This window comes from Salinispora pacifica CNR114 (assembly GCF_000514775.1).
GTDB lineage: Bacteria > Actinomycetota > Actinomycetes > Mycobacteriales > Micromonosporaceae > Micromonospora > Micromonospora pacifica.
Map to the genome: position 1 here is coordinate 14,613 of NZ_AZWO01000052.1, position 14,343 is coordinate 28,955.

At 70.0% G+C, this 14,343-nt stretch carries 16 protein-coding genes; 13 read left to right on the forward strand and 3 right to left on the reverse strand.

Going from position 1 to position 14,343, the window contains the following annotated elements; genetic code table 11:
• The first annotated feature begins 225 nt into the window (after positions 1-225).
• The 5 genes from B118_RS0122960 (at position 226) to ispG (ending at position 5,079) form a co-directional block, all read left to right on the forward strand.
• Complete coding sequence (locus B118_RS0122960) at positions 226-1,107, forward strand: helix-turn-helix domain-containing protein (RefSeq protein ID WP_026185335.1); 882 nt, start codon at positions 226-228, stop codon at positions 1,105-1,107.
• A 4-nt stretch (positions 1,108-1,111) separates the two neighbouring features.
• Entirely contained in the window at positions 1,112-1,336 is a 225-nt protein-coding gene (locus tag B118_RS0122965) for a DUF397 domain-containing protein (protein ID WP_018220687.1), read from the forward strand.
• A gap of 99 nt (positions 1,337-1,435) precedes the next feature.
• Entirely contained in the window at positions 1,436-2,647 is a 1,212-nt protein-coding gene (gene dxr / locus B118_RS0122970) for a 1-deoxy-D-xylulose-5-phosphate reductoisomerase (RefSeq protein ID WP_027646329.1), read from the forward strand.
• Positions 2,647-3,897 carry a M50 family metallopeptidase gene (locus B118_RS0122975; RefSeq protein ID WP_018220685.1) on the forward strand — a complete coding sequence of 417 codons (1,251 nt, stop codon included), beginning with the start codon at positions 2,647-2,649 and terminating at the stop codon, positions 3,895-3,897. The genes dxr and B118_RS0122975 overlap by 1 nt, the downstream gene beginning before the upstream one ends.
• A gap of 9 nt (positions 3,898-3,906) precedes the next feature.
• Complete coding sequence (ispG, locus tag B118_RS0122980) at positions 3,907-5,079, forward strand: flavodoxin-dependent (E)-4-hydroxy-3-methylbut-2-enyl-diphosphate synthase (RefSeq protein ID WP_018220684.1); 1,173 nt, start codon at positions 3,907-3,909, stop codon at positions 5,077-5,079.
• A gap of 24 nt (positions 5,080-5,103) precedes the next feature.
• On the opposite strand, the gene B118_RS0122985 is transcribed toward ispG, so the two are convergent.
• Complete coding sequence (locus tag B118_RS0122985; RefSeq protein ID WP_026270587.1) at positions 5,104-5,988, reverse strand: MmyB family transcriptional regulator; 885 nt, start codon at positions 5,986-5,988, stop codon at positions 5,104-5,106.
• Positions 5,989-6,166: 178 nt separating this feature from the next.
• Here B118_RS0122985 and B118_RS0122990 point away from each other — a divergent pair, with 178 nt between their 5' ends.
• The 3 genes from B118_RS0122990 to B118_RS0123000 are packed head-to-tail and all read left to right on the forward strand — an operon-like array spanning position 6,167 to position 8,069.
• On the forward strand, positions 6,167-6,919 hold the full coding sequence (locus B118_RS0122990; RefSeq protein ID WP_028187946.1) for an SDR family oxidoreductase: 753 nt from the start codon (positions 6,167-6,169) through the stop codon (positions 6,917-6,919).
• Positions 6,920-6,930: 11 nt separating this feature from the next.
• Positions 6,931-7,827, forward strand: a complete 897-nt coding sequence (locus tag B118_RS0122995) for an SDR family NAD(P)-dependent oxidoreductase (RefSeq protein WP_028193516.1) — start codon at positions 6,931-6,933, stop codon at positions 7,825-7,827.
• 29 nt (positions 7,828-7,856) lie between these two features.
• The gene (locus tag B118_RS0123000; protein WP_018829096.1) at positions 7,857-8,069 is read left to right on the forward strand and encodes a tautomerase family protein; all 213 of its coding nucleotides are present in this window, start codon (positions 7,857-7,859) and stop codon (positions 8,067-8,069) included.
• Positions 8,070-8,178: 109 nt separating this feature from the next.
• Here B118_RS0123000 and B118_RS0123005 read toward each other — a convergent pair whose 3' ends face one another.
• Positions 8,179-8,736 carry a PadR family transcriptional regulator gene (locus B118_RS0123005; RefSeq protein ID WP_018220679.1) on the reverse strand — a complete coding sequence of 186 codons (558 nt, stop codon included), beginning with the start codon at positions 8,734-8,736 and terminating at the stop codon, positions 8,179-8,181.
• 155 nt (positions 8,737-8,891) lie between these two features.
• On the opposite strand from B118_RS0123005, the gene B118_RS0123010 reads away from it, so the two are divergent.
• The gene (locus tag B118_RS0123010) at positions 8,892-9,731 is read left to right on the forward strand and encodes a GNAT family N-acetyltransferase (RefSeq protein WP_018220678.1); all 840 of its coding nucleotides are present in this window, start codon (positions 8,892-8,894) and stop codon (positions 9,729-9,731) included.
• An 82-nt stretch (positions 9,732-9,813) separates the two neighbouring features.
• Here B118_RS0123010 and B118_RS0123015 read toward each other — a convergent pair whose 3' ends face one another.
• Positions 9,814-10,803: a MerR family transcriptional regulator gene (locus B118_RS0123015; protein ID WP_018220675.1), complete on the reverse strand. Its 990-nt coding sequence runs from the start codon at positions 10,801-10,803 to the stop codon at positions 9,814-9,816.
• 276 nt (positions 10,804-11,079) lie between these two features.
• Here B118_RS0123015 and B118_RS0123020 point away from each other — a divergent pair, with 276 nt between their 5' ends.
• From B118_RS0123020 to B118_RS0123035, 4 genes are all read left to right on the forward strand, one after another.
• The gene (locus tag B118_RS0123020) at positions 11,080-11,664 is read left to right on the forward strand and encodes an RNA polymerase sigma factor (protein ID WP_018220674.1); all 585 of its coding nucleotides are present in this window, start codon (positions 11,080-11,082) and stop codon (positions 11,662-11,664) included.
• Positions 11,661-12,647 carry a hypothetical protein gene (locus B118_RS0123025; RefSeq protein ID WP_018810799.1) on the forward strand — a complete coding sequence of 329 codons (987 nt, stop codon included), beginning with the start codon at positions 11,661-11,663 and terminating at the stop codon, positions 12,645-12,647. Before B118_RS0123020 ends, B118_RS0123025 begins: the two co-directional genes overlap by 4 nt.
• Positions 12,648-12,762: 115 nt before the next feature.
• Positions 12,763-13,410 carry a maleylpyruvate isomerase family mycothiol-dependent enzyme gene (locus B118_RS0123030; RefSeq protein ID WP_018220672.1) on the forward strand — a complete coding sequence of 216 codons (648 nt, stop codon included), beginning with the start codon at positions 12,763-12,765 and terminating at the stop codon, positions 13,408-13,410.
• Between the two features lie 123 nt (positions 13,411-13,533).
• Entirely contained in the window at positions 13,534-14,085 is a 552-nt protein-coding gene (locus B118_RS0123035) for a DinB family protein (protein WP_043540719.1), read from the forward strand.
• The last annotated feature ends 258 nt before the right edge of the window (positions 14,086-14,343 follow it).

Sequence of the window (14,343 nt, forward strand, 5' to 3'; positions counted from 1 at the left end):
ACCGAACCATCGCCGATGGTCTCCCTGGGTGCTCCCGCTGGTTGCTGTCGAGGCCGGGGCGGGCGCCTGGATGAGGTGGAGGGTGGCGCCCGCCCCGGGGCGACCGAACAATATTTGGCCAGTCCCAGACAAGATTTATTGCAACCCTGGCTTGATGCAATGTCTCGCGGGAGGATGCGGACCAGGGGATGAGGTGCCTAACGCGACGACAGTAAAGGAGATGGCGTGGACGACTCGGGGAGCACCGTTCCGCGTAGGCAACTCGGGAGATATCTGAGAGAGCTTCGAGAAAACGCGTACGTCACGGTGTCGGCCGCCGCGAAGGAACTGGAGTGGTCGGCGCCCCGGATCTGGCGGTACGAGACCGGCCAGGTCCCCATGCACCCCAACGATGTGGAGGCCATGTGCCGGGTCTACGGGGCGGCCCGGGAGACGATCGAGACGATGCGGGCGCTGGCCCGGGAGACCAAGGCGCACGGCTGGTGGCACAGTTACGGCTCGGCGATCAAGGACTGGTTCAAGCTGTACGTCGGCCTGGAAGCCGCCGCGACCCGGATCCGAAAGTACGAGGTGGACCTGGTTCCTGGGCTGTTGCAGACCGTGGAGTACATGACCGAGGTGATCGCCACCGATCATCCGCAGCTCAGCGCGGCGGAGCGTCAGGCGAAGGTGGAGGTCCGCCTGCACCGGCAGCGGTTGTTGACGCGGGCGATCCCCCGGGCACCCCAGCTTGAGGTGGTCCTGAACGAGGCGGTGCTACGACGGCCGCTGCGCGACCGGTCGGCGATGGTGCGCCAACTCGAGGCACTGCTCGTCACCGGGGAGCGGCACAACGTCGGCCTCCGGGTGCTGCCGCTGAGCGCCGGGGTGTTCCGCTGGGCGCAGGTGGGCACCTTCACCATGCTGGAGTTTCCGACCGACGTGCGGGAGCCGGAGCCGACCACCATCTACACGGACGGGCCGTGCGGGGCGGTCTACCTTGACAAGCCCCACGAGATCCAGATCTACGAGGACGCCTGGCGTTCGCTCAGCGAGCGAACGCGGGGTGTCGCCGAGTCCCGTGAGTTGATCGCGGCGATTGCGAGGGAGATGACCGATGAGGCGTGACGGTGTGTGGCGTAAGTCGTCCCGGTCCGGTGGCGAGGGTGACTGCGTCGAGGTGGCGGCGTTCGCCGCCCCGGCCGGCGCACGGAGTAGCGCTATCGGCGTACGAGACGGCGTTGTCGGCGTACGGGACAGCAAGGACCGGCCGGGTCCGGCGCTGAGCTTCGGCTCGGCGGCCTGGGCCCGGTTCGTCGCCGCCGTCCCGGCTGGTGAGCGCGACCACCAGCTCTGAGCTGCGGTTGGCCGGTGTCGGCGGGGTGCCGGCACCGGCTTTCGGCGGATCGGCTGAGGCTCCCGGCGGGCGCTTCACCGGCTGGGGAACAATGGCGGGGTGACTTCTCCCCGCGACGTCGTGCTGCTCGGCTCCACCGGTTCGATCGGCACCCAGGCCATCGACATCGTGCGCCGTAACCCGGACCGGTTCCGGGTGGTGGCGCTCGGCGCCGGCGGCGGTAACGTCGGGTTGCTCGCCGCGCAGGCCCTGGAGCTCGGTGTGGAGGCGGTCGGCGTGGCGCGCGCGTCCGCCGCGCAGGATCTCCAGCTCGCCTTCTACGCGGAGGCGAGCCGCCGCGGCTGGGACCGGGGCGAGGTCAAGCTGCCGAAGATCATCGCCGGGCCGGACGCGATGACGGAGCTGGCCCAGTGGCGTGGCGACGTGGTGCTCAACGGGGTGGTCGGCTCGCTCGGGCTCGCGCCGACCCTGGCCGCGCTGCGCGCCGGGCGGACCCTCGCCCTGGCCAACAAGGAGTCGCTGGTCGCCGGCGGCCCCCTGGTACGGGCCGCGATGACCCGGCCGGGGCAGATCGTCCCGGTCGACTCCGAGCACACCGCGCTCGCCCAGTGTCTGCGCTCCGGGTCCCGCCCCGAGGTACGCCGGTTGCTGGTCACCGCCAGCGGCGGCCCGTTCCGGGGGCGGCGGCGCGACGAGTTGACCCAGGTCACCCCGGAGCAGGCGCTCGCCCACCCGACCTGGAACATGGGGCCGGTCGTCACGATCAACTCCGCCACGATGGTCAACAAGGCGCTGGAGGTGATCGAGGCGCACGAGCTCTTCGACGTGCCATACGCCGACATCACCGTGCTGGTCCACCCGACCTCGGTGATTCACTCGATGGTCGAGTTCGTGGACGGCTCCACCATCGCCCAGGCCAGCCCGCCGGACATGCGGCTGCCGATCGCGCTCGGCCTCGGCTGGCCGGACCGGGTCGCCGACGCCTCCCCCGCCGTTGACTGGACAACCAGCCACACCTGGGAGTTCACGCCGCTGGATGACGAGGCGTTCCCGGCGGTCGCGCTCGCCAAGGCAGCCGGCGAGGCCGGGTGCTGCCGACCGGCGATCTACAACGCGGCCAACGAGGAGTGCGTGGCGGCGTTCGTCGCCGGACGGCTGCCCTTCCTCGGCATCGTCGACACCCTGGAGCAGGTGCTGGCCGAGGCTCCTGACTTCGGCGAACCAGGTACCGTCGAGGACGTGCTCGCGGCCGAGTCGTGGGCGCGCGGGCACGCGCAGACAATCATCGAGAAGTCAGTGGAAGGAGCTTGATGGCCTACCTGCTCGGGGTGACGCTCTTCGCCCTCGCCATCCTGATCTCGGTGAGTCTGCACGAAGCGGGGCACCTGCTGACGGCGAAGGCCTTCGGCATGAAGGTGACCCGCTACTTCGTCGGCTTCGGGCCGACCCTCTGGTCGTTCAGGCGGGGCGAGACGGAGTACGGCCTCAAGGGCATCCCGCTCGGCGGCTTCTGCAAGATCGTCGGGATGACCCCGCAGGACGACGACGTCGACCCGGCCGACCAGCCGCGGGCGATGTGGCGGTTCCCGGTCTGGAAGCGGACGATCGTGATGTCCGCCGGCTCGATCACGCACTTCGCGCTGGCCCTGATCGCGCTCTGGATCATCGCGATCACCGCCGGTCTGCCCAACCCGAACTTCCCGAGCACCCTGGCGCAGGTCCGGCAGGAGCCGGCGGTCATCCAACTCGCCAACTGCGTCGTCCCGGAGAACGAGGCCCGGGCCTGCACCGACGCCGACCCGGCCAGCCCGGCCGCGCAGGGCGAGCTGCGCGACGGCGACGAGATCACCGCGGTCAACGGCACCCCCGTCACGAACTACGGTGACCTGCTCGTCGCCCTGCGTGCCCAGCAGCCGGGGCAGCCGGCGCAGGTCGAGTATCTGCGAGACGACCAGCCGGGCAGCACCACCGTGACGCTCGGGCAGACCCAACGCCCGCCGCTGGACGACCCGGAGGGCACCGTCGGGCCGGTCGCCGCGCTCGGCGTCGGGCTCATCCCCAGCACCCCCAGCCGGATCGAGTACGGTCCGATCGGCGCCATCGGCGGCACCGCCGAGTTCACCGGCACCATGGCGGTGAACACGTACGAGGCGATGAAGCAGATCCCGCAGAAGGTCCCGGCGCTCTGGACGGCGATCACCGGTGGCGAGCGGGACGTGGACACCCCGATCAGCGTGGTCGGCGCGAGCCGGATCGGCGGCGAGGCGGTGGAGAACGACGCCTGGCTGCTCTTCTTCATGCTCTTCGTCTCGCTGAACTTCTTCATCGGCGTGTTCAACCTGCTGCCGCTGCTGCCCCTGGACGGCGGCCACATCGCCATCGCCTGGTTCGAGCGGGCCCGCTCCTGGGTCTACGTCGGGCTGCGCCGCCCCGACCCCGGCCGGGTCGACTATCTCAAGCTGATGCCCGTGACGTACGCGGTGATCCTGATCGGCGGCGCGTTCATGCTGCTGACCGTCACCGCGGACGTCGTCAACCCGATCACGCTCTTCACAAGGTGAGTGCCTGAAGTGACCGCTGTCAGTCTCGGTATCCCCGCTGTACCGCCGCCGCCGCTCGCGCCCCGTCGCACGAGCCGCAAGATCATGGTCGGTTCGGTGCCGGTCGGTGGGGGCGCACCGGTGTCGGTGCAGTCGATGACCACCACGCTCACCGCCGACGTGAACGCCACGCTCCAGCAGATCGCCGAGCTGACCGCCGCCGGCTGCCAGATCGTCCGGGTCGCCGTACCCAGCCAGGACGACGTCGAGGCGCTGCCGGCGATCGCCCGCAAGTCGCAGCTCCCGGTGATCGCCGACATCCACTTCCAACCCCGGTACGTCTTCGCCGCGATCGAGGCGGGCTGCGCGGCGGTGCGGGTGAACCCGGGCAACATCCGGCAGTTCGACGACAAGGTCAAGGAGATCGCGAAGGCCGCCGGCGACGCGGGCGTACCGATTCGGATCGGCGTGAACGCCGGCTCGCTGGACAAGCGGCTGCTGGCCAAGCACGGTAAGGCGACCGCGGAGGCGCTGGTCGAGTCGGCGCTGTGGGAGTGCTCGCTCTTCGAGGAGCACGGCTTCCGGGACATCAAGATCTCGGTGAAGCACAACGACCCGGTGGTGATGGTCCGGGCCTACCGACAGCTCGCCGAGGCGTGCGACTACCCGCTGCACCTCGGAGTCACCGAGGCCGGGCCGGCGTTCCAGGGCACGATCAAGTCGGCGGTGGCTTTCGGCGCGCTGCTCGCCGAGGGGATCGGGGACACGATCCGGGTGTCGCTCTCCGCCCCACCGGTGGAGGAGATCAAGGTCGGCGCCGCGATCCTGGAGTCACTCGGCCTGCGCGAGCGCGGTCTGGAGATCGTTTCCTGCCCGTCCTGCGGCCGGGCCCAGGTCGACGTGTACAAGCTCGCCGAGGAGGTCACCGCCGGCCTGGAGGGGCTGCCGGTGCCGCTGCGGGTCGCCGTGATGGGCTGCGTCGTCAACGGCCCCGGTGAGGCCCGGGAGGCAGACCTGGGGGTGGCATCCGGCAACGGCAAGGGCCAGATCTTCGTCAAGGGCCAGGTCATCAAGACCGTCCCGGAGGGTCAGATCGTGGAGACCCTCATCGAGGAGGCGCTCCGCCTCGCCGAGGAGATGGGCGCCGAGCTCCCCGAGGAGCTGCGGAGCCTGGCCGGCGGTGCCACCGTGACCGTGCACTGATCGGCCCTTCGGGGCGGAGGGCTCTCAGGTGTCGGCGGGCGCGGGCGGGTGCCCGACGAGGTCGGGAACACCCCCGACGAGGTCCTGGACACCGATGACGGCGAGCAGTCGCAGCTGCTCGACGGCGGGACTGCCGGCCGGCGCGGTGAAGAACAACAGGCGTTGCCGACCATCCTCGCTGAGCAGGTTCTGGCAGTTCACGTCGATCACACCCAGGGTGGGATGGACGATACGTTTGCGTTCACCCCGGCGGACGGCCACGTCGCCGGTGTCCCAGAGGGCGGCAAAGTCGGGACTGCTTCGCCGGAGGCGGGTGACCATGTCGGTGGCCCGCTGGTCGTGATGGCGGCGGGCGACCGCGGCCCGCAGATCCGCGACGAGGACCCTGGAATGATGCGGATGGTCCTCGGGCGGGTAGATGGATCGGCTACGTGGATCGGTGAACCAGCGGTAGACGAGGCTGGCGGCCGGGCCGGTGGCGGCGGGCTGGCGTCCCAGGAGCGCCACCGCGAGCGGATTTTGCACGACGGTCTCGTGCAGGTCGGTGATGATCTGCGCCGGTGTGGTGTCCAGCCGGTCCAGCAGCGCGAGCAGCGCCGGTGGCACGTGTTCGGTCCCGCCACCGGTGGCTGGAGCCGGTCGGCCCGCGAGGTGGAACAGGTAGTCGCGTTCGTCGGCGTCCAGCCGCAACGCCCGCGCCAGCGCGGCAAGCATCTGGGGCGACGGCTGCGCGCCGCGACCGCGTTCGAGCTCGACGTAGTAGTCCACTGACGCACCAGCGAGGTGGGCGACCTCGTCGCGGCGCAGTCCGGGCACCCGCCGACGGGGCCCGGCCGGCAAACCCACCTCGGCAGGGGTGATCCGCGCCCGCCGGGTCCGCAGGAAGACGCCCAGTTCAGCAGTGTTCACCTGTTCAGTCTGACCCTGCACCCGGGGGTTAGCCAGGGGACGGCAACCCCCGGGTAACGGGCACCTGGTTCCGTTTCGCGTGCTAGAGCACGGTAGAGGACGTACGCGACGGGCCGGCGCTGACCGGTCTCCCCGACCCTCGGCCCCGGCTCGTGGGTGGAGAGAAAGAGGAACGGACATGGCAACTAGCACGGGTGAGGCGGTCGGTGCCCGCGTGGCCCTCGTGACCGGAGGTTCGGGCGGTATCGGAAGCCGGGCCGCCGTGCGGCTGGCCGAGGACGGGTTCGCCGTCGTCGTTGGCTACACGGCAAACCGGGACGCCGCGGATACGGTCGTCGAGGAGATTACCGCGAGCGGTGGAGCCGCGGTCGCTGTCGGCGTGGACGTGGCTGACGAGCAGGCGGTGGATGCCGTATTCGATACGGCCGAGAACAGGTTCGGCGGAGTCGACGTGGTCGTGCACGCGGCAGCGCGGATGCGCCTGTCCCCGATTGCCGATCTTGATCTGGCCGAGCTCGACGACATGCACCGGACGAACATCCGTGGCACGTTCGTGGTGGCGCAGCAGGCCGCCCGGCGGGTTCGCGACGGTGGTGCGGTGATCACCTTTTCCAGTTCCGTCGTCGGGCTGGCCTTCCCCGAGTACGGGGCCTACAGCGCGAGTAAGGGTGCCGTGGAGGCGTTGACGCTGATCCTGGCTCGGGAACTGCGCGGTCGGAACATCACCGTCAACGCGGTCGCGCCCGGCCCGACTGCGACCGAACTGTTTCTTCAGGGCAAGGACGAGGCCACGATCGCCCGCCTGGCGGCCCAGCCACCGCTGGAGCGCCTCGGCACTCCGGAGGACGCGGCCGAGGTCGTCGCCTTCCTGGCCGGGCCCGGTCACTGGATCAACGGCCAGGTCATTCGGGCCAACGGCGGCATCGTCTAGGAGCAGTGACAATGGAAAACAGGATCCTGGTCACCGGAGCTTCCAGCGGTATCGGTGCACTCACCGTGCGTGCCCTCGCCGACGCTGGGCACACCGTCTATGCGGGAGTCCGTGCGACGGCCAGCCGTAACGTCGAGGCCGTGGCACAACTCCACCAGTACGCAGCCGACCGCGGTGTGCGGCTACGGGCGGTGGAGCTCGACGTGACCTCGCCGGAGTCGGTCGACACCGCGGTCGCCCGTGTTGTCACCGCCGCGGGCGGGCTCGATGTGGTGGTGCACAACGCCGGTCACATGGTTGTCGGTCCGGCCGAGGCATTCACACCGGAGCAACTGGCCGACCTGTACGACGTGAACGTGCTGGGCGCCCAGCGGGTGAATCGGGCGGCCCTTCCGCACCTCCGCGAGCAGGGCTCGGGCCTGCTGGTGTGGGTCGGCTCGTCGAGCACCCGCGGCGGGACACCGCCGTTCGTCGGCCCCTACTTCGCCGCGAAAGCGGCGATGGACGCCCTGGCGGTCAGCTACGCGGCCGAGATCATCCGGTTCGGTGTCGAGACGGCGATCGTCGTCCCCGGCGCGTTCCCCGGCGGCACCAACCACTTTGCTCATGCCGGCGGTCCGGCCGACACCGCCCGTAGCGCCGCCTACGACCAGAGGTACGGCAACGACATCGCCGATCTCGCCCCCAGGCTCAGCGCACTGATGCCGCCGGACACCGATGTCGCCGAAGTGGCTCGGGCGATCACCGGCATCGTCGACCGGCCCGCCGGCACCCGGCCCTTCCGCACCCACATCGATCCGAGCCGCGACGGCAGCGACATCGTTTCGACGGTGGCCGACCGGATCCGGGCCGAGTTCCTTGGCCGCATCGGCCTGGCTGACCTGTTGACCCCCGGAAGCAGCCGCTGACCGGGTAACGAGAACCCTAGGAGTAGGAAGTGCCATTCGCCAATCTGAAGGTCCCCGCCGGCACGCTTTCAGCCAAACAGAAGGAGACCCTGGTTGCCAAGGTCACCGACCTCTACGTCGATGTGTTTGGAGATGCCGTACGGGACAACACCATGGTCCTCGTTGACGAGGTGGTTGATGGCGGCTGGGGGTTGCGTGGAGATGTCCTGACCCTCGCCAAGATCCAGCAGCCGAGCGGCTGACACCCCTTCGGGTCCGGCGTGGCTCTGTCGCGCCGGACCCGGATCGCCGGGACCAGCGATCGGTCTTGGTCCATGCTCATCGAGGTGACTACCGGCCAGTCTGGTGCGTCTACTCCGACTCGGCGAGGATCGCGTACAGCTTGCGGCGGGTCTCGCCGAGCACCTGGGCGGCCCGTTCCCGCTGGTCGTCGGTGCCGGTCGTCAGGACCTGCCGGAGGGCGTACATCACCTGCGTGCCGGCCTCCCGGACCTGGTGCCAGTTGGCCACCGTGGTGTCGGCGACCTCGGCCCAGGGCGGCGTGCGGGCTGACTCGGCGGCCTCCGGCTCGCCCTGCGGGGTGAGGGTGAACCGTTTGCGACCGCCGCCTTCCGCGATGGAGACGATGACCCCTTCGTCTTCGAGGAGTTGGAGGGTCGGGTAGACCGAACCGGGGCTCGGTCGCCACGCCCCGCCGGTGCGGGAGTCGATCTCCTGAATCATCTCGTAGCCGTGCATCGGTCGCTCGGTCAGCAGGGCCAGCACGGCGTTGCGGACGTTCGGCCGGCGACCACGGCCACCACGCCAGGGTCCGCGATGGCCGTGCGGCCCGCCGGGCGGGTAGGGCGGGAAGCCGAAGCCCCGCATTCGGAGCTCGGGCGGTGCGTGCATCCGTCGGTGAAACCCCATCGGACCTCCTCATCGCACTTCCTCAATGCATCGACGATATATCGCCAATGTGTTGACGACTAGTCATGCGACGATTGAGTCGGAGTTCCAGCAGTCGAGCACCGGGTGGGCCGGTCGGCCAACACCGACTCCGCCGATCTGGCAGGCTGAGAACCGTGCTGACGACGCCGGTACGGCAACTCGGGGATTCGGAGCGTCGCGCAGTCGAGCAACTGCTCGACCTCGACCCGTACGCGGGCGCACAGGTCGCCGAGCGGGTCGCCGCGCGCGGGCTCGGCTGGTGGCGGTCCGAGGGACGCGTCCTCGGCTACGGCCCCCGTCGAAGTCTGGAATCCGTCTGCTGGCTGGGCGGCAACCTCACCCCGGTGCTCGCGACCGAGCCGGCCATCGCCGCCTACGCCGACCTACTCGCCGGGCAGGAGCGGCTCTGCTCGTCGATCGTCGGCCGGGCGGACGCGGTGCTCGGCCTCTGGGAGCGGCTCGCCTCGACCTGGGGCCCGGCCCGCGACGTCCGCCCCAACCAGCCGTTGCTCGCCACCGACACCGTGCCCGCGGTGGCCCCGGACCCACAGGTGCGCCACGTCCGCCGCGGCGAGGTGGACCGGCTCTTCCCGGCCGCCGTGGCCATGTACACCGAGGAGGTCGGTGTCTCGCCGCTGTCCGAGGACGCCGGGCGCGGCTACTACCGTCGGGTCCAGGACCTGGTTCGGTCCGGTCGGGCCTACGTCCGCTTCGTCGACGGCGAGGTCGTCTTCAAGGCCGAGCTGGCGGTGGTGACCCGGCGCACCGCCCAGGTGCAGGGGGTCTGGGTGGCCCCCGAGTGGCGGGGTCGGGGGATCGCCGCTGCGGCGATGGCCGCCGTCGTCCGCGACGCGCTGCACCGCTTCGCGCCCACGGTGAGCCTCTACGTCAACGACTTCAACCAAGCCGCCCGGCGGGTCTATGAGCGCTGCGGCTTCCGCCCGGTGGGCACCCTGGCCACCGTCTTGTTCTGAGCGAGTAACACGCAGCCAGCCACTGGATCAGCCTCGCCGGCAACTCCGGCTGAATACCGGCACGACCCCGGGCCGTGCAGCGTCAGTGCGGCAGGGCGGATGCGCGCAGCGCCGCGGCTAGCCACTCCCACGGGAACTGCTCCTGCGGCGCGTTGTTCACGGTCTCGACCAGTGCCATGTATCGGTCATACGGTCCCTCCGGCTGCGGAGGCGTGCGGTCCCACTCCGCGCCCGCCAGCATGTGGTCAGCCGCCTGGATCCGGAACTCGGGAGTATCCGGTGACTCGGGGCTGTCCGGCGTTGCGAAGACACCGGACAACCACCCGATCCATTGGTCGGCGATCTCCCGCCCCCGCGGCGAGTCCGGTGGCACCTGCTCTCGCGACGCGTCCATCGCGGCCTGACTGATCGGCGTGGCCGCTTCCAGGCTGTCCAGCATCGGCGACGAGGTCATCAGTGGCCCGGCCCCGGTGGTGCATGCCTCGTACAGCTGACGGCGTACGGCCTGCCGCGCCTCGTTGTCCTGGACCAGCTCAGCCAACTCGATCCACGCCTCCAACTGGGCCGTGGCGGGATAGTCGGGCAGTTCCGGCCGCGCCGCCCGCCACCACTCAGTCATTCGTTCCGGCGGCTCCCAACCGGTGCAGACCTCGGTCCAGAACTCGTCGATCAACTGGTGGCGCTCCTCGTCCGACAATCCAACCAGCTTGTGCATCAGCAGTACCTGCTCGGCCGTGGAGTCCTGTCTGAGGATCGTCGACAGCACCGCGCGCCGCCTGCGCAGCCCCGCCTCCTGTCGCTCCAACAGGGCCAGGTGGGTGGCGGCCAACTCGCGCAACGTCGCCTCACCGGCCAGCACCCGCCGGATTTCGTCCAGGCCGGCACCGAGCTCCCGTAGCGTCCGGACCAGTTCCAGCCGAGCGATGGCCGACACGTCGTACAGGCGGTGGCCGGCCGGGTTGCTGGCGGAGGGCGTGACGACACCGACGTCCGCGTAGTACCGGACGGCGCTGATGCTCAGGCCGGTCCGCCGGGCGACATTGCCGATTGGGTACAGCTTGTTCATGTCCATGAGGCTCACCTTGCAACCTCGAGCGGCTTGAGACGCAAGTTTTGGTCCAGTACCTGATGAGAGCCTCACCCCGGCGTGTCCGTCGGCGACCCTGAGGCACGCCACCAACGGCGGCGAGTGAGACGCGGGCGGCGTGAACCCCAGGACGGCGACCGGGCATGAGGAAGTGTGACCACCAAACCAGGGTTGCAAGCCCGTCAACGTGAACCGGGGAGCCCTGCGGCTGGCAGATCGTCGCCCGCCGACGGCCCCCCGGCCGACCATGCCCCCGACGAGGTGCCGGACGGCTCCCCGATCGACCAGCCCCCCGACGAGGTGCTGATCAAGCAGTCCCTGCTGGTGGCGGAGCGGTTCGGGCCGCTGTTCGACCGGCACGCCAGCGCCGTACACCGGTATCTGGCCCGGCGGATCGGGTCGGACGCCGACGACCTGTTGGCCGAGACGTTCCTGATCGCGTTCCGCCGACGAGCGACGTACCGGAAGCTGCACGTCGACGTACGCCCCTGGCTGTTCGGCATCGCCACCAACGTGCTGCGCCGACACGCGCGTCAGGAGAAGCGGCGGTACCGGGCCCTGGCCCGGGTCCCAGCGGATCCCAGTGGCGAGGCGTACGCCACCGACGATGCGCTCGGGCGGCTGGAGGCCCAGGCACTGCGCCGGGACCTGGCCGCCGCGCTGGCCGCACTCAAGCGGGGCGACCGGGACGTCCTGCTCCTGTCCGCGTGGGCGGAGCTGTCGTACAACGAGATCGCGGCGGTGCTGGACATCCCCGTCGGCACCGTTCGCTCCCGCCTGAACCGGGCGCGACGGGTGACTCGTGCGGCCCTCAGCGTCACTATCACCAGCGAGGAACGCGCATGAACGAGATCACTCTGCTCCAGCAACACGGTCCCGATTCGGCGCCTGCCACCGAGAGCGTGCTGAACTCTGCCCGCCACCGGCTGCTGACCGAGATCGCCGGGGCGGCGACCGAACCCCGGCAGCGGCGGGCGGGACTGCACCGCCAGCACGGCATTCAGCGGGCCCGGGTACTGGCCATGACTGTCATAGCGGCCAGTGCGCTCTTCGTGGTTTCGGTGGTGGTCGGCGGTGTGAACTCCGCCGAGCAGTCGCCGGACCGAACGCCGACCGCCGTCACCCTCGTCGCGTTCCAGATGCCGGTCTTCCCGCTCGCCCTCGATCCGATGCCGGCCGGGCTGAAAGCCCCGTCGTTCAGCCTCCACGACAGCCGGTTCCTCGCGGTGCACCAGGATACGGCTGGGGAGAGCGATGTCTACCTGAGCGTCTATGACCGGCGACCCGAGTCGCTCGGGAGCACCAGACCGGTGACCGTGCACGGCCAACCCGGCGAGTTGTCGGAAAATCGTCCGCAGAACGGGTCCAAATATGTGTCCGTGAGCTGGGAGCGGGAGCCGGGCCAGTGGGTGCGGGTCACCGGCCAGGGCCGGTTCGGCACCGGGGCAGCCGTCCTGGCCCTCGCGGACACGGTTGTCGAGCGGCCACAGGAGGTGCCGTTGCAGGTCCACCTCGCGCCGGCGGGCTGGGACGTGTTCGCCTTCAAGGGAGACACGATCCTCACCCTGAAGGACGAGAACTCGGACGCCACGATGTCAGTGCAGGTGGTCGGGGAGGCCTCGTCGGACCTCCTGGGCACCGTTGTGGGAGCCCAGGAGGTGGGTAGGGTCGAGGTCAACGACCGGGCGGCCCACCTCGTCCGGGCCGACGAGATCTGGTTTCTCCAGGTCCCACTGGCCGACGGCTCGGCGTTCAACCTGCAGGCGCCGCGTTTCATGACCCCGGATCAGGTCGTTGCCGTCGGCGAGCAGGTGACCGTGGGGCGCTGACACCCCGCCGGCCATCCCCACGGCCGGGGTGGCCGGCGCGCACGCCTCAGCTTCGCCGGCCGCCAGAACCGCGCGCCCACCCCGCAGTGTCAGTCCCTGCTGCTTGGATGGCGGCATGAACAGCCGGCATGCCGCGGTGTGGACTGTCGTTCACCACGAGCGCGCGGCCCTCGTGCGTAGCCTGGAGACCCTGGGGCCCGAGCAGTGGGCTACCCCGACTGCCTGCCCCGGGTGGGACGTCCACGACGTCGTGGCCCACCTGGTCGACACCGCGAAGACGACGCGGGTCCGCTTCGTTCGAGACATGATCACCGCCCGTTTCGACTTCGACCGCCAGAACGCGGTGGGTCTCGCCCGCGAACGGCGCACGGACCCGTTGGACACCCTCGCCGCCCTCCGCGCGGTCGTGACCCGCACGAGCACCCCACCGGCCGCGATCGTCACCCGTCTCGTCGAGGCGTTCGTCCACGGCGAGGACATCCGACGGGCAGTTGGGCTCAGCGGTGAGTACCCGGTCGAGCAAGTGGCGGCGGCACTCACCTTCCAACTACGGACGACGGCGCAGCTGGGCGGTGGCAAGGAGCGCGCGAGTGGGCTGCGACTGGTCAGCTCGGACGCTGCCGTCGACAGCGGAGTTGGCCCTGAGGTGCGGGGCACGACTCTCGCTCTCCTGCTCGCGGTCTCCGGTCGGCCGGTTGCGCCCGACGAGCTCTCCGGGCCCGGCGCCGCGACCCTCATCGAGCGCGCGGTCTCCGGACGGTGACCCAGGTGGGGCCCGCGATCACGTCGAGCCGAAAGCGAGCGCTCGGCATCCCGGGCCTGGCCACTCCGGACGGCCTGGCAGGCGCTGTTACCCGGCCCCTGGTCGGTCGAGCAGACTCCATTCATGACAGATCAGTGGGAGGGCAAGGGCTTCGGCTGGCAGAACATGTTCGTCCCGCCCGCGCAGGACCCGCGGGACCAGGGCACCGTCCACGGCGAGCGGGACGTGCTCCTCCGCTACCTGGATTTTCAGCGGCAGACGCTGCGGCTCAAATGTGCGGGGCTGACACCGGAGCAGCTTGCGAGCCCTGTGGTGCCTCCGTCGGAGCTGACGCTGCTGGGGCTCGTTCGGCACCTGGCCGCGGTCGAGCACGGGTGGTTTCAGCGGGTGATGCAGGGCGACAGCGGTCCTCGCCCCTTCCGCCCCAACGGGGTGCACAGCGAAGAGTTCACCTTTCCGATGCCCACGGATTCCGACGTCGAGGCAACATTCCAGGAATGGCAACGGCAGTGCGATGCTGCCGACGAGTTCGTCGCCCGAACGGAGCTGGACGCCCGGGGGGAAGGCGATGTGGAGCTACGGGAAGTCCTGGTCCACCTGGTCGAGGAGTACGCCCGCCACCTTGGCCATGCCGACCTTCTCCGCGAGTGCATCGATGGGCGCAGAGGGCAGTAGTTAGACTCCAGGACATCCGGAGACGACTGTTGGCCGGCACCCGGTTCGGGTGCCGGCCAACAGTTTCTTTCCCCCTTGTGTGGGTCAGGTCTGTGGGGGTTTGTTGTGGGTGGTGCGGGTGGGGTCAGCTGGTCCAGTGCTCGGCGACGAGGTCGGCGGCCTGGGTTTCCCACTGGGCGTAGTGGAACGGGTAGGCCGACACCTGGACCTTCTGGGCGGCTTCGGTCAGGGGCATGTCCTGCCAGCCCTCGACCTGCT